The sequence below is a fragment of the Sorangium sp. So ce362 genome, from assembly GCF_051519845.1.
Classification (GTDB): domain Bacteria; phylum Myxococcota_A; class Polyangia; order Polyangiales; family Polyangiaceae; genus Sorangium.
The window spans coordinates 1,378,676-1,397,251 of sequence record NZ_CP150332.1; the positions used below are offsets into that span (position 1 = coordinate 1,378,676).

14 protein-coding genes are annotated in these 18,576 nt (G+C 72.7%); 9 read left to right on the forward strand and 5 right to left on the reverse strand.

Translation table 11 applies throughout. The features are described from left to right. Positions 1-152 precede the first annotated feature (152 nt). Positions 153-1,046 (forward strand): N-acetylmuramoyl-L-alanine amidase family protein, encoded by an 894-nt coding sequence (locus tag WMF17_RS05440; RefSeq protein WP_437600873.1) that lies wholly within the window; start codon positions 153-155, stop codon positions 1,044-1,046. Positions 1,047-1,391: 345 nt separating this feature from the next. On the opposite strand, the gene WMF17_RS05445 is transcribed toward WMF17_RS05440, so the two are convergent. The 4 genes from WMF17_RS05445 to WMF17_RS05460 all read right to left on the reverse strand — a co-directional run bounded on the left by WMF17_RS05445 (position 1,392) and on the right by WMF17_RS05460 (position 7,194). Next, the gene (locus tag WMF17_RS05445; protein WP_437648511.1) at positions 1,392-1,955 is read right to left on the reverse strand and encodes a hypothetical protein; all 564 of its coding nucleotides are present in this window, start codon (positions 1,953-1,955) and stop codon (positions 1,392-1,394) included. Between the two features lie 100 nt (positions 1,956-2,055). Further along, positions 2,056-3,552, reverse strand: a complete 1,497-nt coding sequence (locus WMF17_RS05450) for a DUF2169 domain-containing protein (RefSeq protein ID WP_437648512.1) — start codon at positions 3,550-3,552, stop codon at positions 2,056-2,058. A gap of 87 nt (positions 3,553-3,639) precedes the next feature. Then, positions 3,640-4,953: a TIGR02270 family protein gene (locus WMF17_RS05455; protein ID WP_437648514.1), complete on the reverse strand. Its 1,314-nt coding sequence runs from the start codon at positions 4,951-4,953 to the stop codon at positions 3,640-3,642. 78 nt (positions 4,954-5,031) lie between these two features. Next, the gene (locus WMF17_RS05460) at positions 5,032-7,194 is read right to left on the reverse strand and encodes a type VI secretion system Vgr family protein (protein WP_437648516.1); all 2,163 of its coding nucleotides are present in this window, start codon (positions 7,192-7,194) and stop codon (positions 5,032-5,034) included. A 139-nt stretch (positions 7,195-7,333) separates the two neighbouring features. On the opposite strand from WMF17_RS05460, the gene WMF17_RS05465 reads away from it, so the two are divergent. From WMF17_RS05465 to WMF17_RS05480, 4 genes are read left to right on the forward strand one after another with little or no spacing between them, the layout of a single operon-like run. Next, the gene (locus tag WMF17_RS05465; RefSeq protein WP_437648518.1) at positions 7,334-8,356 is read left to right on the forward strand and encodes a DUF2169 family type VI secretion system accessory protein; all 1,023 of its coding nucleotides are present in this window, start codon (positions 7,334-7,336) and stop codon (positions 8,354-8,356) included. Continuing rightward, the gene (locus WMF17_RS05470; RefSeq protein WP_437648520.1) at positions 8,353-9,444 is read left to right on the forward strand and encodes a 3-oxoacyl-ACP synthase; all 1,092 of its coding nucleotides are present in this window, start codon (positions 8,353-8,355) and stop codon (positions 9,442-9,444) included. The genes WMF17_RS05465 and WMF17_RS05470 overlap by 4 nt, the downstream gene beginning before the upstream one ends. After that, on the forward strand, positions 9,441-10,766 hold the full coding sequence (locus tag WMF17_RS05475; protein ID WP_437648522.1) for a PAAR-like domain-containing protein: 1,326 nt from the start codon (positions 9,441-9,443) through the stop codon (positions 10,764-10,766). The genes WMF17_RS05470 and WMF17_RS05475 overlap by 4 nt, the downstream gene beginning before the upstream one ends. A 3-nt stretch (positions 10,767-10,769) precedes the next feature. Then, positions 10,770-11,531 carry a hypothetical protein gene (locus WMF17_RS05480; RefSeq protein ID WP_437600881.1) on the forward strand — a complete coding sequence of 254 codons (762 nt, stop codon included), beginning with the start codon at positions 10,770-10,772 and terminating at the stop codon, positions 11,529-11,531. 94 nt (positions 11,532-11,625) lie between these two features. Here the strand turns inward: WMF17_RS05480 and lon are convergent, their stop codons facing one another. Continuing rightward, positions 11,626-14,037, reverse strand: coding sequence for an endopeptidase La (gene lon, locus WMF17_RS05485; protein WP_437648524.1), 2,412 nt, complete (start codon positions 14,035-14,037; stop codon positions 11,626-11,628). Positions 14,038-14,156: 119 nt separating this feature from the next. On the opposite strand from lon, the gene WMF17_RS05490 reads away from it, so the two are divergent. The 4 genes from WMF17_RS05490 to WMF17_RS05505 all read left to right on the forward strand — a co-directional run bounded on the left by WMF17_RS05490 (position 14,157) and on the right by WMF17_RS05505 (position 18,564). Then, positions 14,157-15,140, forward strand: a complete 984-nt coding sequence (locus WMF17_RS05490; RefSeq protein WP_437600883.1) for a lysophospholipase — start codon at positions 14,157-14,159, stop codon at positions 15,138-15,140. 15 nt (positions 15,141-15,155) lie between these two features. Beyond that, positions 15,156-15,542: an NFACT RNA binding domain-containing protein gene (locus tag WMF17_RS05495; RefSeq protein WP_437648526.1), complete on the forward strand. Its 387-nt coding sequence runs from the start codon at positions 15,156-15,158 to the stop codon at positions 15,540-15,542. 207 nt (positions 15,543-15,749) lie between these two features. Then, positions 15,750-17,081: a DUF2403 domain-containing lipoprotein gene (locus WMF17_RS05500; protein ID WP_437648528.1), complete on the forward strand. Its 1,332-nt coding sequence runs from the start codon at positions 15,750-15,752 to the stop codon at positions 17,079-17,081. A 58-nt stretch (positions 17,082-17,139) separates the two neighbouring features. Next, positions 17,140-18,564 carry a right-handed parallel beta-helix repeat-containing protein gene (locus WMF17_RS05505; RefSeq protein WP_437648530.1) on the forward strand — a complete coding sequence of 475 codons (1,425 nt, stop codon included), beginning with the start codon at positions 17,140-17,142 and terminating at the stop codon, positions 18,562-18,564. Positions 18,565-18,576: the final 12 nt, after the last annotated feature.

Here is an 18,576-nt window from a genome sequence, read left to right on the forward strand (position 1 = left end):
GGAGGGGCGCGCCGGGGCACGATCGTGCGGGCGTCCGGGGCGATCTCGGGATGTCGATCGGCATTGCGCACGGCGATCCCGGCCACCTCCTCCAGGTGGGTTTGCCGAGAACCTGACGCCGCACCCCGCTTTTGATAGCAAGCGGAGCCGCGGTGATCTCGCGCAGGAAGCTCGTCCTCGGTCTCGCCGGCGCCGCCGGCGCCGCCGCCCTTTCACGGGCGCTCGCCCCCGGCGCTCCGCGCGACACCGCGGCGCGGCGCGCCCTCAAGCTGCCGATCGCGCCGAGCGGGTGGCCCTTCCCGGGAGCCCGCATCGTCGCCCCCTCCGCCGTGTTCCCGCCGGAGTTCGGGGTCCGCCGCATCTACCTCGACGCGGGCCACGGCGCCCCGGGCAACACAGGCAACGTCTCCTGCTTCTGCGTCGAGGAGCAGGACTTCACGCTCTCCGCGGCGCACGCGCTCGCCGAGCGGCTCAACGCCACGGGGCGCTTCGAGGCGCGCGTGGGCAGGACCGTCGACCGGCCGTTGCCCTACCCGGTGCGCGTCGAGGACGCCGCCCGGTGGGGCGCCGAGGCCTTCGTCAGCCTGCACTCGGACGTGCGCGGCAAGATCGACACGTGGTCGCCCGTGAAAGGCCGCACGTGCCCGCTGAGCCTCGCCGCGCCGGGGTTCGCGGTGCTCTGGTCCGACGAGGGGGACCCGGCCCTCGGCGCCCGCCGGCTCGCCCTCGCCCGCGCCTTCGCCCGGCGCATGGAGGAAGCGGGCCTCCTGCCCTACAGCGGCGCCGGCTACAGCGGCCTGTACTCCCCGGACGCCGCCCAGCCAGGCGTCTTCGTCGACCGGCGGCCCCAGGAACAGCGGATCTTCGTCCTGCGCCGCCCCTCGATGCCCTCCATCCTCGTCGAGACCCACCACGCGCTCGACGCCCGCGAGGCCACGCGCTGGAGCGAGCCCGCCACGCTCGACGCCTTCGCCGCCGCCGCCGCCGCCGCGCTGGCCGACGCGCTCGGCGGCGAAGGCGCGCAGGCCTCCCAGCCGCCCACCTGAGGCGCGCGCCGTGGCCAGCGCGCCCCCCGTCCCGGCTGCCGAGCGGGCCGGGCGCTTGACTTCCCGGGGGGACATTGGGGCTTTTGATCCGAATGGGCCGTCTCCGGAGCGACCCGTTCACGCGGGTCTCCGGCGTCGACAAGGTGGTCGTCCCGGATCCGCGGCTCGAGGAGGAGAGCTGCCAGACCGCGAAGCTGCACACCTGATGGGGCAGTTCCCCCAGCTGCTCGGCCTGCCCGGCGTCGCGCAGCGGCCTGTGCTCGGCGAGCCCGACGAGGGCGGATAAATGAGGACGTCACCGGCGGAGGAGATCGGCTTCGGTGGCCGCCGCGCGAGTCTGCGCGGTCATCCCACGCGCTCCCAGGCCTCCTGGTCGAGCGCCGGGAAGGTGACGAGGCACGCGCCCGCCTCGATGCCGTCGAGCCGGGCGCGGCCCTCGGCGTCGAGCGACCCTTCCCGGACCGAGCCGTCGGGCAGCTCCACCCGGTAGCGCTCGCGCGGGATGGGCTTGTCGTCCTCGCCGATGAGGCGGATCTCGATCCAGGTGAGCTCGGTCCTCGGCGCGCGCGGGGTGGCGCCTTCGGGCGCCTGGTCCTCGACGCTGGTCGCGTCGCCGCCGTAGGACGGCAGCCAGGGGAGGGGCGCCTCGCGGAGCCGCACCCGGCCGCTCAGCAGCAGCCGGCTCAGCGTGTCGAGCACGTCGGCGTCGGCCAGGCGGTGGACGGCGCCGGCCGGCGCGGCGTCGTCGAGCAGCCGCCGGAGCGCCGGGCGGTTCTGCGGCTCGGCGAAGAGCTGGCGCAGCGAGGCGGCCGCCCTCGCGCGATCGTCGAGCCGGTCAGCGCCGCCCTCGCGGCGGTCGGAGAGCTCGATCGCGAAGCGCCGCGGACCCAGCGATAGCAGCCGCTTCAAACCACCATGCTCCTTCCCGGGCTCGCGCGAGCGTATCAGCCTGCCCTCGCGCAAGGAAGGCCCCGACGTGAGGGGCGATCCGAGGCGGGACGCGCGATCGTCAGGGCAGGGCGCCCGCTTCGGCCATGGCGGAGAGGAACGCGTCGCCGAGGCCCGGGGGCTCGGCGGCGAGCTCCGGGGGCAGCATCGGCGGGGCTGCCGCCGTGGGCATCGAGGGCGCAGCGGGCGCGGGCGCCGGGAGCGGCGCGGGCGCCGGGAGCGGCGCGGGCGCAACCGGAGGGCGCTCGGGCGGGGCCTCGAACGGCGTCGCCGGCCCGCGCGCGGGCGGGCTCAGCGCCTCCACCGTCCCCTTGAGCGGATGGTCCTCGATCACGGGCGCCCGCGGCAGCGCCGGGCTGGCCTGCAGCGTGGCCGGAGGGCGCTCGGGCGGGGACTCGAACGGCGTCGCTGGCCTGCGCGCGGGCGGGTCCAGCGCCTCCACCGTCGCTCTGAGCGGATCGTCCTCGATCACGGGCGCCCGCGGCAGCGCCGGGCTGGCGGGCAGCGCGGCCGGAGGGCGCCTGGGCAGGGACTCGAAGGGCGTCGCCGGCCTGCGCGCGCGCGCGCTCAGCGGCTCCACCGTCCCCTCGAGCGGATGGTCCTCGACCTGCCCCACCACCGGCGCCGCCCCGGCGGGCAGCCGCAGCGTCGCGCGCAAGGACGCCGCCGAGAGCGGCGACGCCGTTCGCCCCGCCTCCTGCACGAAGGGGTCGACCCACCGCAGCGCCTCGCCTGGCAGCTCCACGCCGGCCACGACCCGGAGCGCCGCGAGATCCTCGTCACCCACGGCCGCGTGCCCTCGCCACACCACCGAGCAGCACCGCCGATCGGCGTCGATCTGCAGGGTATCGGCCCGCAGGGACAGCGCCGCTCCCTCGCGCGGCGCCCGCTCCTCGCGCCGGTACAGCCGCGCGACGCCCCGCGCGCCCGCGAGCTGCGTCCGCAGCCGCGGGCGCTGCGCGAACATGCCGCCCAGCACCACCCACTCGTCCCCTCGCAGCCTCTCCATCCGCTGCTCGGCCGGCGCCGCCTGGAAGTACCCCCAGTCGAGCCCCTCGGGCACCTCCAGCGCCACGCCCTCGAGCCGACCGGGATCCGCCGTCCCGAGCAGCGCCTCGCGCCGTGGCCAGCGGCGCGACAGCGGCCCCATCCCGTCCACCCGCACGCGCCTCGGCCCCTCGCCCCCCGGCGCGGGCCCGTCGAGCGTCACGCAACGGTCGAGCCGCAGCGCCCCCTCCTGCACCACGACCAGCCGGACCAGGATCTCGCCCGCGACCGTCGGAGGCACCCCGGCGTGTCCGGTCAGCAGCACGTCCACCTCGCGCAGGTACGGCGCCAGATCCCCCGCCGCGCGCAGCCCCACGCCCGAGGGATCCGGCACCTCGCCCGGCACGATCGGGTCCGGCTCGCCGAGCGTCACCGTGCCCTCGGCGACGAGCCCGAACGTCGCCTTGACGACCGCGGTCACGAACCGCTGCCCCCGCAGCCGCCAGACAAGCGTCGCCGCCGAGGCGCGGCCGAGCGACGTTATCGCGACAGGCCATCGAGCGGAGTGCACGGTCCACTGGAGTACCACGCCGCGTTCTCCCGGCGCGAGGACGATGCGCAGCCTGGAGAGGTGGTCGTGAGATAGGCGCGCCGCGCGCTATCCGCGTTGCCCGAGCGCCTCTTGCTGCGCGAAGCCCGGCCCCCGCACCTCGAACACCGCCCGCCCCCGCTCCCGCAAGCTCAGCTCCACCGCCGCGGCCCCGCGCGCGATCTGGTTGCCCTCCCGCAGCGCCTGCTCCAGCCCCTCTCGCGTCATCGCCCGGCCGAGCAGGTACCGTGTCCCCGGCCTGTACTCCGCCGCGCGACGGCGCCACCAGGCCGCCACGCCGGCGACGTCGGGAAAGGCCAGGTCCTCGTCCGGATCCATCGCCACGACCCCGTCTTCCGGATCGTCCGTCGGCCCGGCGCGGAGGCCGCTCGGCGCCCTCCTCGCGAGCTGCTCCGCCGCCAGATCGAGCCCGGTGATCAGCGCGATGGCGTGACCTGCCAGGCGCGAGAGGGCCGGATCTCCTGCGACCTCCAGGAGCCACGGCACGCCCGCCGGGTCGCCCAGCGCCCACGCCGCCGCCACAGGCGCCCGCGGATCCCGCGCGGACCTCGTCAGCGCGCGCAGCCAGGTGGACGCGACGGCCGGGTCCATCCGCCGCATCGCCATGCTCGCGGACTCGGCCGCGAACGGCCCGCCTCCGTTCGCGAGCTCCCAGAGCACCGGCGCGGACGCGCTCTCGCCGAGCAGCGCCGCCGCCCACGCCGCCCAGAAGCGGCACGCCTCGTCGCCTGCGCGGAGCGACGCGCGCACGTCGGGGAGCAGGTCGACCCGCCCGAGCTGCCCCGCGGCCCGCAGCGCCCGCGCGCGCAGCCGCTCGTCACGCGCGAGCAGCGCGTAGCCGAGCGGCGCGCCGGGGTCCTCCCCGTGCGCCGCGCACGCCGCGATCCCGAGCCATTGCAGCGCCGGCGGGCACCGGCCGGAGACGAGCCCGGGAAGGAGGCGCCGCACGCGCTCGAGCGACGTCCACCCGAGCGCCGACGCGATGCCCCGCGACACGTCCGGCGCTCCGCCGCCCACGTCGAGGACCCGCGCGAGCCCCCGCAGGTCCCAGCGATGCACCGCCACGACCGCCGCGCCGAACACCTCGCCCCCCTCGGCCCGCTCGAGCAGCGCGCGGCACGCCTCCCAGCCCGCGTCTCCCGCCAGCCTGAGCCCATCGAGGTGCGCCTCCAGCCGGTCGTCGAGCCCGGCCAGATCATCGAGATCGTAGGCCGCGCTCCGGGCGGCGCGATCGCGGAGGAGCCACAGGAACGCCGCCTGGTCCGCGTGCTCCTCGCACAGCGAGGCTTCGAGGGTCGAGCTCATCCGCTGACGCCCGCGCGGTCCGTCGATCTGCACCGAGCCGCCCAGGATCCGGCGCACGCCGCCGCTCCGCTCCCGCTCGCCCGCCTCGCCATGCGCTCTCCTCTGCTCGACCCGCGGCCTCGATCGGACACGCCGTCAGTTCATCCCGATCTTGCCGCCCTTGACGCTCACGTTGCCCGAGGCCTGCACGCTCACGTCGCCGCCGGACTTCACCGCGAGCTTCTGCCCCTCCACCTGGATCGGGCCGTCGGCCTTCACGACGAGCTGCTTTCCCTGCACCACGATGTCGCCGCTCTGCTTGATCACGATCTGCGCGTCGCCGACCTGGATGGTGAGCGCTTTGCCCACGATGACGGCCTTGTTCTCGCCGATCTCGTCCCGCGCGCTCTTGCTGACCGTGACGGTCATGTCCTTGCCGACCGTGATGGCGTAGGCCTCGTCCACGCTCACCGACTTGCTCTTGCCGACCGTCTCGTCGCTCGCCTCGCCGACGGATTCGCTCTTGCTCTTGCCGACCGAGATCGACGCCGACTTGCCGATCGAGACGCTCTGGCCGCCGCCCACGTCGATCGACTGGTCCTCGCCGATCGACTCGGCGTGGCTGCCCGACACCGAGACGCTCCGGTCGCCGCCGACGTCGAGGCGCTCGTCCTGTCCGATGCTCTCGGTGTGCGTCTTCGTGACGTCGATGGTCTTGTGGCCGCCGACGATCTCGCGCTGATCGTTGTCCACGCGCTTCGTCCTGTCGCGGGCGACGTGGAGCGCCTCGTCGCGGCCGATGTCCTGGGTCTTGTCGTTGCGAACGACGATGTTCCAGTCCTTCTGGCCGTGGAGGAAGATCTCCTCGGAGCCCTTCCGGTCCTCGAAGCGGAGCTCGTTGAAGCCGTCGCCGCCGGGCGAGCTGTTCGATTTGAGGGTGCTCTTCGTCTTCTCGGCGGGCAGCGGGTACGGCGGCACGTTGGCGCCATGGTAGACGCTGCCGACGACGAGCGGGCGATCCGGGTCGCCCTCGATGAAATCGACCACGACCTCGTGGCCGATGCGCGGCAGGACGACCGCGCCCCACGCGCCGCCGGCCCACGTCTGGCTCACCCGGATCCAGCACGAGCTGCGCTCGTCCCGCTTGCCCTGCCGGTCCCAGTGGAACTGCACCTTGATGCGCCCGTGCTCGTCCGTGTAGATCTCCTCGCCCGCGGGGCCGGTGACGATCGCGGTCTGGATGCCCTTGATCGCGGGCTTCTGGGTGACGAGCGGCGGGCGGAACGGGACGTCGGCGGGGATGGCCTGGAACCGGGTCTCACAGGGCGGCCTGTCCTCGCTCGCCACGGCTTCCATGGCGGGCTCGTGGCCGCTGTGCTCGACGCGGACGAGGAGGTAAGCCTGGTTCACGTCGTCGCGCGGGTGCTCGGCGAGCGTGAACGTGCGGCCGGCGAGCAGGCGGGGGCAAGCAGCCTCGCCCTCGGCGATGCGGCGCTTCGCCGCGAGCTCCTCCAGGCGGACGCGCGCGCGCTCCCGCCCCGCGCCCGGCGCGTCGTAATCGCCGGGGTGATCGTAGATCTCGAGGTCGTCGTCGCGCTCGCCCTGCTCGGAGCTCTCCAGCGAGAGCGCCGGCTTCTTGAAGTTGTAGTCGCGCAGCGTGATCTTGCCGGGCTGGACCTGCTCGGCGTAGCGGAAGCGGGAGACGTGCTCGCCGCTGACGAGCGCGCCGAGCGGGGGGCGGAACACGATCGTCGCCTCGCCGTCGATCGGGGGGTGGGCCGAGGGGGCGTCGCAGAGCACGAGCGCGTGTGCGCTCGCGTCGTGATCGAACCAGTAGGCGATGCCCTCTTCCTCCATCAGCCGGCAGGCAAACGCCCAGTCGGTCTCGCGGTACTGCACGCAATACTCGCGGGGCGCGTAGCTCTTCTGGAGCGAGAAGCGGCGTTCGCCCGGGGCGACGCCGGCGGCGTCGAAGACCTTCTTCAGGATGTCGGGGACCGAGAGCTCCTGGAAGATGCGGCTGTCGCGCCGGTGGAGCAGGCGAAAGACGTCGGGCACCAGCACGGCCCTGTAGGTGGTGAGCTTCTTCCCCTCTTCTCCCAGCTCGAAATGGGCGACGATCCCGTGGACGTGGCGGACGTCCTCGCTGACGCTGAAGGTGAGCGACGCGCGCTTGCCGACCGCGCTGTCGAGGGCGAGCTCGCCCGCGCGGCTCACGAGCGTGATATCGAACCGGAAGAGCTCGGAGACGGCCTCCTGCCCCTCGAAGCGGACGACCCGGAGATCTTCGTCGACCCCTTCGATCTGGAATGTGTGCACGGGTCCCGCTCCTCCCGAGAGGCGAGCGCACGGGAGCGCGCGCACGCGAGCGGCCCGATGATACATGGTTCGTGCGGGGCGGTGTCGAGCGGCTTGTCGTGGGCCGGCGAGTCTGAAATCATCCTCGGTCACTGGCTGGATGCCCGCCCTCGACAACCTCACCCCGTTCGCGGCCGCCGATTTCCCCTCGCTCACCCGGGATGGCGCGGAATGTCTCGTCGTCGTCGTCGCCGGCAGCTTCGTCCTGCCCGCGCCGGGGCGGCCCGCCGCCGGGCCGCTGCGCCTCTGCGACGAGCAGCCCGCGCCGCGCGCGGTCGACGCGTACTGGGGCGAGCCCGGGGCGTCGAGCCTTCGCTATGAATCGGAGGCCGCGTACACGCGCCCGATGACGGACGTGCTGCTCCATGGCCATGCATGGACCGCCGGGGGGAGGCGGGCGGCCACGGCGCAGGTCGCGGTCCGGGTGGGCCGGCTCGAGAAGCGGGCGCTGGTCTTCGGCGCGCGCGTCTGGCAGCGAGGCAGGGCGGGGCTCTCCCCCTCGAGCCCGGAGCCCTTCAGGTCGATGCCGCTCCGTTACGAGCAGAGCTTCGGCGGGGCGGCGGCCGGCGCGTACGACGCGCGCAACCCGGTGGGCATGGGCCTCCATGCGAGCGAGCGCGACGCGCAGGGCCGCCCGCTGCCGTTCATCGAGGACCCCGACGCGCTCATCGAGGGCTGGTCGGACCGGCCTGCGCCGTGCGGCTTCGGCCCGGTGGCCCGGAGCTGGCAGCCGCGCCTCGGGCTCGCGGGCACGTACGATGCGGCGTGGGTCGAGCGGCGCGCCCCGCTCTGGCCTGCCGATTTCGATGAGCGCTTCTTCCAGGCGGCGCCGCGCGGCCTCTCTGCCTCGCCGCGGCTCCGCGGCGGCGAGCCGGTCCTCCTCGACGGCGTCTCGCCGGACGGCCCGATCGCGTTCTCGCTGCCCGTGTGCCGGGTGGTCGCGAAGTGCGCCTTCGCGCGGCGCATGGAGCGGCGGCTGATGACGCTCGACGCTGTCTACCTGGAGCCGGACGAGCGGCGCGTCTCGCTCGTCTACCGCGCGACGTTCGCGGCCCACCGCGAGCTCGCCGGGCACGAGGGCACCACCGTCCGCCTGCTGGAGCCGTGGGAGCACGCGCCGTGAGCGGCGAGCGCGTCGTGGGCCTCGGGCTGTGCACGCCGGTCGGGACGACCGAGGCGATGACGCTCGCGTCGATGCGGGCGGGGCTCGCCCGCTTCGCCGAGACCGCGGAGCGGGGCGCCCACGGCGAGCCGGTGCGCGCGTCGCGGCTCTCGACGCTCGATCCGTCGTCCACCCGCACGGAGCGGATGATCGCGCTCGGCCGCGCTGCGCTGGACGGGGTGCGGGAGCGGCTCAAGGCCTCCCCGACGGGGCGGGTGCCGCTCTACCTCGGGTTGCCGGAGCCGGGGCTGGGCGCGCCGGTGGCGCGCGAGTCGCTCCTGGCCGCGCTCCAGGCCGCGCCGCCGGGGCAGGCGGGGGGCGCGCTCGTGCTGACCGGGGCGTTCGACGGCGGGCGCGCGGCTTTCTTCGAGGCGCTCTCCGCGGCGCTCGGGGACCTGCGCGCGGGTCGGGTCGGTTCCATGGCGGTGGTGGGCGCCGTCGACTCGCTCTGCGACGCGGATTCGCTCTCGGCGCTCTCGGCGGCGCGGCTGCACCTCTCCGCGCAGAACCGCGACGGGCGCATCCCGGGGGAGGCGGCGGGTTTTGTCGTCGTGGCGCGCCCCGGGGCCGCGGCGATGGGCCTCGAGGCGCTGGGCGTGGTGCTGGGCGTCGCGCTCGGGGCCGAGCCTGCGCCGTTCGCGTCGCGGGTGCCGAGCGCGGCCGACGGGCTCACGGGCGTGCTCCGCGCGCTCCGGGGGGACGAGGCGGCGGGGGCGCGGCGCGTGGACGAGGTGATGAGCTGCCAGCCGGGCGAGTCGTTCTGGGCGACGGAGCTCTCGCGCGCGTACCTGCGCAACGCCGCGCTGATGCCGGAGCCGCTCGCGCTGCGCGCGGCGGGCGAGTGGCTGGGCGACGCGGGCGCGGGCGCCGCGCCGGTGATGCTGGCCGCGGCGCTCCACCGGCGGCGGAGGCGGGCGCAGGCGGCGGGGCGGGCGCCGCGCACGCTCGTGTACGGCAGCGCGGACGGCGGGCGGGGCCGCGGGGGGCGCGTGGGGGCCTGCGTTGTGGAAGCGGTCTTCGGGGGCGCCGACGGAGGAGAGGGGCGATGAGCAACGTCTTTGCGAATGGCCGGCTGGTCCTGCATCAGGGCGACGGCCTCACGCACATCGCGGCGCCGCCGGACGTCTGCAAGGTGCCCACGCCGGCCGGCCCGGTGCCCACGCCGTTCGTGAACACGGCGCAGGACGCGATGCTCGCCAAGGGCAGCAAGCAGACGAGCATCGCGGGCAACCCCGTGGCCCTGGAGAGCTCGGAGCTCAGCACGAGCACGGGCGACGAGCCGGGGGCGGCCGGGGGCGTCATCTCGTCGAAGATCAAGGGCAAGCTGACCTGGAGCGGGTCGAGCATGGACGTGAAGGTGGAGGGCAAGGGCGTCGCGCGCTTCCTCGACCCGGCCCTGCACAACGGCAACACCTTCAACACGGCGTTCATCTCGAACGGAAGCACGGGGCTGGCCTATGGCGACGACGCGCCGTGCGCTGTGTGCGGGGAGTCGATCGACAACCACCGGGTTCACGAGACGAGCGCTGTCGTGGAGACGCTGCTCGCCCTCTTCAAGGAGCTCCGGGACAGGTTCCGCGCGCAAGAGGCGCTCCTGCGCAAGTACCTCGGCCTCCTGGAGGAACGGCGGGAGAAGCGGGCCGTGTTCGAGCTGAAGGCCGACAACGAGAGCGAGACGTTGAAGAAGCTGAAGGACACCGCCGCATCCGCGTTGGTGGCCCTCCAGAAGGCGCCCGCGGAGGACAAGGCCAAGCTCGGCAAGGCCTACAACGACGCCAACAAAGAGGTCCTGAAGAAGGAGGGCGAGATCAAGGCCATCAGGAAAGAGGCCGAGATCGCGACCGAGGCCTTCTCGAAGGAGCTCCGCGAGATCAACAAAAAACTCGCGGAGATGTCCCCTGTCCTCGGTGAGGACGAGAAATCCGGCACGTACACGAAATCCTATATGATCGGGGCGTGTATCTGCAAGTGCGACAAGAGCCCCAAGATGCTCGCGGCCGCCTCCGGCGAGGTCACACCCGGCTTCAAGGACGCCGTGAAGGCCACCAGGACGTTCGAGCTCGTCGACGGCTTCACGCAGAGCGAACGACAGAAGAGCGCCCTCGAGAAGATGGACCGCAATGTCTGGGACTGCGCCGCTCCCAAGCTCCTCCAGGCGGGAGGCGCGGGGGGACACAAGGTCAAGACCATGTCGGAGAAGTGGTATTCGCCCCTCGGCAAGCTCGTCAAGGTCACGTACACGAAGACGAAAGACGGAGAGAGCAAGCGGGGCCTGCAGGAGTTCCAGCACGAAGAGTCGGTGCCCTCGTGCGAGACCTGCCAGGCGCTCGTCCCGGAGATGCTCTGCAATAACCACGCGGAGTGTGCCTGAGCGATGGAAGAGCTCCTCTCGCTCCTCGACCGCTACGCGCCGGGGTACCGCGGCCGGGTCCAGGGCGTCTACGACTGGCGGCTCGACGAGCTCGAGGACCGCTTCGGCCGCCCTTGCCCGGGCTTCTACCGATCCTTTGCGGTGGCGATGGGCGCCGAGGGCGGTCCGATGCTCGAGGGCCTTCACGAGTACCATCCTTCCAGGATCGCGGAGCTCTATGACCTGGCCCCATGGATGCCGCCGCGCCGCTTTCTCTATGTCTTCGGCGACGCTTCCCCGGATGGGCAGCACTATTTCCTCGATCTCGACGCCCCGTCCGGGGCCGAGGACTGCCAGGTGGTCCGCTTTCCCTTCGGCGAGCAGACGTGGAAGACGCGCCTCACCCGGCGGTTCGTGAGCCTCCGGGAGATGCTCTTCGTGCTGGCCATGAGGAACGTCCACCTCCCGACCTTCCCTCACCGCGCCGAGCATCTCTCCGCGAACGGGCCGGCGGGCGCGCCTCCGAGCGCCGAGGACGCGGCCGTGATCTTCGAGCGGCTGGGGTTCACGCGGCTGCCGTATGCGCGGCGCTGCCTCCTGTTCGAGCGGGAAGACGCGGCCATCCTGCTCTACCGGCGCCCCGACGATCCGGGCTTCTCCATCCGTGTCGGGATGCGTGACGCCGGGAAGCTGCGGAGCTTCCAGGCCATCGTCGAGGATTCCGCCGGGCTGACCGAGTGGCGAGGGGCCGCTGCAGCCAGCGCCGGCGGCGCCGACCGCCGCTGAGCCGGTTCCAGAACGCGCGCCTCGAGAGAGGGCTCTTCATCGGCCGGAGGCCGGCGCGCCATCGCCTCGCCCGCGCGCCGCCCGCGCCCCGGCCTCAGGACGCCCGCGCGTGCGGCATTTCGTCGGGCGGCTCCAGGCGGATCGTGCGGAGCCGCAAGCAGAGCGCGATCGCCTCGTCGAGCGTGCTCACCAGGTAGAACTCCAGCGAGCTCCGCACCTCGGCGGGCAGATCGTCGAGATCCGCCTCGTTGTCCGCCGGGATCAGGATCTCGAAGATCCCCGCCCGGTGGGCTCCCAGCACCTTCTCCTTGATCCCCCCGATCGGCAGCACCGTCCCGCGCAGCGTGATCTCCCCGGTCATCGCGATGTCGCTCCGCACCGGCCTGCCCGACAGGGCGCTCACGAGCGCCACCGCCATCGTCACGCCCGCGCTCGGACCGTCCTTGGGCACCGCCCCCGCCGGAACGTGGATGTGAACGTCGCGCCGCAGCAGCCGATCGAGCGGCACGCCGAGCTCCGCCGCGTGCGCGCGCGCGTAGCTCAGCGCCGCGCGGCCGCTCTCCTTCATGACGTCGCCGAGCTGCCCCGTCAGGACGAAATCGCCCTTGCCAGGCATCACGCTCGCCTCGACGTGCATGATGTCACCACCCATCTGCGTGTAATACATGCCGGTCGCGACACCCGGCTGATCGTGCTGCAATCTCCGCTCTAGGCGCATCTTCGCGCGACCGAGCAATTCCTTCACGTCAGCTTCGGCGCCGACCACAGCCCGCTCGCTCTCGCCGTCCGCGATCCGGCGCGCGGCCTTTCTCGCCAGGGCGCCGAGCGTCCGTTCGAGCTGCCGTACGCCCGCCTCGCGCGTGTATCCGCTGATGATCTCGCCGAGCGCGGCGCTCGTCACGCGCAGCTGATCCTCGCGCAGCCCGCACTCCTTTCGCTGGCGGGGGAGCAGGTACTTCCGGGCGATCTCGTGCTTCTCCTGCTCCGTGTATCCGGCGAACAGCGCGGTCTCCATCCGGTCGAACAGCGGGGCCGGGATCGTCTCGCGGAAGTTCGCCGTGCAGATGAACAGCACCTCGGACAGGTCGAACGGCAGGCCGAGGTAGTGATCGACGAAGCCGTCGTTCTGCGCCGGATCGAGCACCTCGAGCAGCGCGGCGCCGGGATCGCCCTGGAAAGAGGCGCCGAGCTTGTCGACCTCGTCGAGGACGATCACCGGGTTCTTCGAGCCCACGCGCTTGATCCCCTGGAGGATGCGGCCCGGCATCGCGCCCACGTAGGTGCGACGGTGGCCTCGGATGTCCGCCTCGTCGCGCGCCCCGCCCAGCGAGACGCGGACGTACTTGCGCCCGAGCGCACGCGCGATCGACTCCGCGATGGACGTCTTGCCGGTCCCGGGCGGACCGAGGAAGAGCAGGATCGGGCCGCGGGACACCGCGCGGCTCCGCTCGCCCTCGCCCCGCGCCTGCTCGACGCGCAGCTTGCGGACGGCCAGGAACTCGAGCACCCGGTCCTTCACGTCGCCCAGGCCGTGATGATCCTCGTCGAGGATCGCCCGCGCCCGATCGAGATCGACGTGGTCGTCGGTCCGCTGGTTCCAGGGCAGATCCGCCACCCACTCGAGCCAGGTCATCAGCACCTGCGCCTCGGGCGATGTCTCCCGTCCCATGCGCCGCAGCCGCGCCAGATCGCGCCGGGCCTCCTGCAGGATCTCCGCCGGGAGATTCGCCCGCTGCAGCTTGTGCTCCAGACGTGCCGCGGCGTTCTCGTCGTCCTCCTCGCCGAGCTCCTTCTGGATCGCGCGCAGCTGCTCGCGCAGGTAGATCTCCCGCTGCCGCTCGCCGAGCTCCTCCTCGACGGTCGTCCGGATCTTCTCCTGGGTCTCCACGATCCCGATCTGTCGGTAGAGGTGCAGCGCGAGGCTGCGCATCCGCTCTTCCGTCGAGAGGATCTCGAGCAGCGCCTGCTTCTCGGGGGTCGAGAGGTCCAGATAGAAGGCGATGTGGTTCACGAGCTCGGCCGGGCCGTACATGCTGCCGGCGAACTGCTTGAGCACGTCCTCCGGCGCGCCGCGGTGGCGGCCGTACTCGACGGCGCGCTCGCGCACCTCGCGGGAGAGCGCCTCCAGGGCGCTTTCCTCCTCTGGACGGAGGGGGAGATCGGCGAGCTCGATGACCGGGGCGCGGATCACGCCGTCGGCCTCGGTGTAGCGGGGCGCGGCCGCTCGCCGCTCGCAGTAGAGCACGAGCTGGAGGCCCGAGCCGAAGCGCTGCACCTGGGTGATGCGGGCGATCACGCCGATCGAGAAGAGGCCGCCCGCGGTGGGCTCCTCGGCGGCGTCGCGCTGGGCGACTGCGAAGATGCGCTTGTCTTCTCCCTCCATCCGGAGGGCGGCCTCCACCGCGCGGAGCGTCTTGAGCCGTCCGACCGTGATGGGCGTCGCTATCCCAGGGAAGAGCACGGTGTCGCGCAACGAGAGCACGGGCAACGATCGGCGCTCGGACATGGTCCCGAGCGTCGTGCGAACCTCATGCCACGGAGGACCGTACCGAAAACTCCTTTCGGCGCGGAAGCATCGAGAATCGTGGTCAGTCGCGCGCGGAGCGGTGGTAGGGTCCGCTCCCGATGCCCGCGGACACCTTCACGTTTCAGGCGGACGACGGTCGAGAGCTCTTCGTGTACCGCTGGCTCCCGGACGAGGGCGCGCGCGGCATCTTCCACATCGCCCACGGCATGTCCGAGCACGCGGGCCGCTACGCGCGCCTCGCGCAGGCGCTCTGCGCCGCCGGGTGGGCCGTCTACGCGAACGACCACCGCGGCCACGGCAGGACGGCGCGCGGGAGCGGCGAGCTCGGCTTCTTCGCGAGCGAGGGCGGGTTCCAGCGGGTCGTCCGCGATCTCGCGCAGCTCATCGCCCGGGAGCAGGAGGCGCACCCGGGCCGGCCGGTCGTGCTCTTCGGCCACAGCATGGGCTCCTCGCTCGCGCAGGAGTACCTGATCGAGCACGGGGGCGCGATCCAGGGCGCGGTGCTCTCGGGCGCCTCGGGCAAGCCGAGCGCGCTCGTGGACGCGGGCCGGCTCCTCGCGCGGGCGGAGCGGCGGCGCCTGGGCGAGCGCGGCAAGAGCCGGGTCCTCCAGTCGATGAGCTTCGACGGCTTCAACAAGCTGTTCGCGCCGACGCGCACGTCCTTCGACTGGCTCTCTCGCGATCGCGCCGAGGTCGACGGGTACATGGCCGATCCCCACTGCGGCTTCCCCGCGACGACGTCGCTGTGGGTCGACCTGCTCGACGCGATGGTGGAGATCGCGCGGCCCGAGCGGCAGGCGCGGATCCCGAAGGATCTGCCCCTCTACGTCTTCTCCGGCTCCCGCGATCCGGTCGGCGGTCCGCTCAGGGGCGTCAGCCAGATGATCGAGGCGTACCGCGCCGCCGGCCTCCGCCGGGTGACGCCGCGGTTCTACGCCGGCGGGCGCCACGAGATGCTGAACGAGATCAACCGCGAGGAGGTCGTGCGGGACCTGCTCGCGTGGCTCGCCGCCGAGGTGAAGACCGAGGCGGCCGCCCCTGCGCGGCCCGCGCGGCCGGGCGCCGGCGCCGCGACCAACTGACGGCGGAGGGCCGGGATGGGCAGCAAGGGGCGGCCGTACCGCACGCTCACGATCGATGGCTTCGAGGTGCTCATCGGCCGCGGCGACGAGGACAACGACGCGCTCACCTTCGAGGTGGCCGAGCCGCACGACCTCTGGCTGCACGTGGCCGGCGGCACGCCGGGCAGCCACGTGATCGTGCGCAATCCGGAGCGCGTGGAGGTCCCGCGCGAGGTGGTCGAGCGCGCCGCCGCGGCCGCCGCGTGGTACTCGAAGGCGCGGGGCGCCGCCAAGGTCGAGGTCCACGTTTGCCGCGTCGCCGACGTGAGCAAGCCGCGCGGCGCCCCTGCCGGGCTCGTGCAACTCGCGCGGTGGAAGAGCGTGCGCGTGCGGCCGGAGATCCCGGGGCGCGAGCCGGGGTGAGCTGAGCGACGGCGGCTCGACCTGCTTTGCACGACCGGGCCAGGTAACTCTTACCTGATGCCGGCAACTCCTGCTCCCGGCGGGCGCCCTCTCGGCGCGCGCGGCGGCGAGCCTCTCGGAGCCAATGTGGGCTTTGCGATGACCTACCGGCGCTGACCCCGCCGTTTTTCATCACGGAACCAGCGCGCTCCAGGAACACTCATGGACATGAAGCGCTCCTCGTTTTTCGCGCAGGCTGCTCTCGTCCTCCTCGCGTGCGCCTGCGGTGACGGAGGCGACCTCGGAGGAGAGGGCGGCGGCGGAGGCAAGGCGAGCGGAGGGCCCTCCACGAGCGCGACGGGCGCCGGCGGAGGCCCGTCGTCCAGCAGCGCGACGGGCGCCGGCGGAGGCCCGTCCAGCAGCGCGACGGGCGCCGGCGGAGGTCTCGGCCCCCACGTCCCCGAGCCGAGCACGCCGACGCGCGGCGGGACGATGACGTTCACGAACATCGGCGCGCCCGGCGGGTGGCCTCGCCGCATCGACCGCGATCCCGGGGATCCGGCGTGCGACTACAAGGACGGCGACGACACCTGGGGCGGGCACTGCTGCATGACGGAGCATCACACGACGAGCGACAAGCTCGCTCCGTTCGACGAGGAGATGACCCTCATCATGAAGGCCATCCGCGTGAAGCAGCTCGCCGTCTACCAGCCCGGCGGCGACCCGGCCGCCTGGCAGATGGTCTCGTCGTGGGACGCGAGGCGCGGCGTGGGCTCGAACCTGCTCGTCACGGAGGGGCAGAACACGTCCGCCGACTTCACGGGCGACCTCACGAAGACGGACTGCGTCACGTATTTCGCGCAGGACAAGCCTTTCCAGTGCGGAGACGGCGAGGACTACTACTGCCCCGATGACCCGGGCATCATGCACCTCGGCTGGGCGGGCTCGAAGCTCGTCGTCTTCCTCGCTTCGATGACGTTCGACGACGCGGACGTCGAGAAATGCGATGGCGGCGGGCAGGGCCACCCCGGCCCGTGGGTCGCGTTCGTCGCGTCCGAGCTGATCCGCGACGGCGGCCGCAAGTGGAACGGGCTCTGCAACTGCTACTCGAAGACGGGCACGGTCGGCGACGGCTGCGGCGAGATCAACGTCTTCGAGGTCGTGATGGACAACAACGAGTACAGCAATCGCGAGTTCATGAGCACCGGCGTCCGCTCGTACCAGGAAGGGCACGTCGGCGGCAGCGTCTGCGGGGCCGGCTGTGATCGCGACGCGCTCGCCGAGGACGTGGAGGTCGTGGACGCGTGCGCGCAGGAGGCCTACGACAAGGGGCCTGTCATCGAGGCCGGCGGGCGCTCGGACGGCTGTCCGACGTGGCGACGGCCCATCGGCGATCGCTACTTCATGATCCTGCTCGACGAGGCGCGGCGCGCGATCCAGGTCGCGGTCATCCACCCCGAGCGGATCCCCTCGGCCGCCGCCGAGATGCTCCCGGATCTGCCGGGCGGGCTCTCGCGCGACGCGATCGACGCCATGCTGTCGATGCGCCTGCCGGAGTGAGCCCATGAAACCGAGCAACGCCAGCGACATGAAGTGAACGTTCGGCAAGGAGCTCTCGATGGGTACGCGTCTGATTCGTGGTTCCCTGGGTTCGGGTGCGGCGCTTCTGTTCATCGTCGCGGCGAGCCCGGCGGCCTCGGCGGCGACGCTCCCGGTCGGGCCCGGCGAGACGTACGCGACGCCCTGCCAGGCCGTGTCGGCGGCGGCGGACAACGACGTCATCGAGATCGACGCGGCCGGCAGCTACGACGGCGACGTCTGCGCGATCCCCGGGAACGGCCTCACCCTGCGCGGCGTGGGGGGACGCGCGAAGATCGACGCGGCCGGGAAGAGCTCCGGCGGCAAGGCGATCTGGGTCATCCAGGGCGATGACACCGTAATCGAGAACATCGAGTTCAGCGGCGCCACGGTGCCCGATCAGAACGGCGCCGGGATCCGCCAGGAGGGCGTGAACCTCACGGTGCGCGGGTGCTACTTCCACGACAACGACGACGGCATCCTCGCGGGCGACAAGCAGGGGAGCACCATCCTCATCGAAACCACCGAGTTCGCGAACAATGGCTTCGGGGACGGGCAGTCGCACAACGTGTACATCAACCACGTCGACAAGCTCGTCTTCCGGTACAACTACTCGCACCACGCGAAGATCGGCCATCTGCTCAAGACGCGCGCGCTCGAGAACCACATCCTCTACAACCGGATCACGGGCGAGGATGGGAACAACAGCTACGAGATCGACGTGCCCAACGGCGGCAAGACGATCCTCCTCGGCAACCTCATCCAGCAGGGCCCGAGCACCGACAACGGCGGGATCATCACCTACGCCGTCGAGGGCGCCTCCAACCCGAGCCAGTCGCTCTTCGTCGTGAACAATACGTTCGTGAACGATCGCCAGAGCGGCGGCACGTTCATGAACATCGCCACCGGTGTCGCGCCGGCGATCGTGCGCAACAACCTCTTCGTCGGGCCCGGGACGATCGTCACGCAGGCGGATGCGGTGCAGGAGGGCAACGTTCAGGGGGACGCGATGTTCGTCGACCCGGCGGGCTTCGACTACCGCCTGCGGGCGGGCTCGCCGGCCGTGGACAAGGGCGTCGCGCCGGGGCAGGCCGAGGGGTTCGAGCTGACCCCCAGGCACCACTACGTGCACCCCGCGGGCGCCATCGGCCGCAGGACGGTGGGCACCATCGACGTCGGCGCTTACGAGCTCAACGGTGATGTCGAGGGCGGCGGCGTGGGCGGCGGCGGCGTGGGCGGCGGTGGCGGTGGCGTGGGCGGCGGTGGGCCGGGCGGGGGCACGCCGGGCAGCGGTGGCGCAGGGGGCGAGACCTCGAGCGGCGGCAACGACGCCGATGCGGGCGAGGACGGTGGCTGCGGTTGTCGCGCGGCCGGGTCTGAGCGCGGTGCGGGGGCAGGCTGGCTCGCGTCGGCTGCGCTCACGTCGATCGCCGCTCTCCGCTCGGCGCGCAGGCGCCGCCGCTGATCCGATCCCTTT